The sequence below is a fragment of the Bordetella petrii genome, from assembly GCF_020991325.1.
GTDB lineage: Bacteria > Pseudomonadota > Gammaproteobacteria > Burkholderiales > Burkholderiaceae_B > Bordetella_A > Bordetella_A petrii_E.
Genome location: NZ_JAJMLX010000547.1, coordinates 1 through 516 on the forward strand (window position 1 = coordinate 1; position 516 = coordinate 516).

Here is a 516-nt window from a genome sequence, read left to right on the forward strand (position 1 = left end):
TCCAGCCGCTGCAGCGGCTCGATGCCGGTACTGGCGGCCTTCCAGCGGCGCGCCGTGACCAGGGCCCGGCCGCCCGCGGGCCGGGTGATCTCGAAATCGGCGGCGCCGCCGTTCAGTCGCTTGACCTCGCAGCCATCGCGCCGCAAACCGGCTTCCAGTACATCGGCGAAGGCCGGCCAGGGCAGGGCGGCCAGTGCCGTGGCGGTTTGTTCCACCCGTGCTTCAGACGGCTTGCCGCGTTGCTTCCAGGCCGCAATGCCGGCGATCACCCAGAACGGGATGGCGGCGAAAATCAGGAAGGGCGCGTAGGCCGGCGGCACCGCCGCCACGCCTACCAGGGTCAGGCCCGCTGCCACCAGCAGGCTGATCCACCACGGTGAACGCAGCAAGATGGCAAACAGCGAGTTCTTGGCCATGAATTTCATGCGGGTTCCTGCGCGGTGTGGACGGATCAGGGTTTGGGCGTGCCGGCCGGGGGCGGCGACGCAGAGTCGGGCCTCGGCGGCTCGGACGCCG

At 70.3% G+C, this 516-nt stretch carries 1 protein-coding gene; it reads right to left on the reverse strand.

The features are described 5' to 3' along the window. On the reverse strand, positions 1-425 hold a 425-nt coding region (locus LPZ50_RS25275), incomplete at its 3' end, for a restriction endonuclease (RefSeq protein WP_230665552.1). Positions 426-516 lie beyond the last annotated feature (91 nt).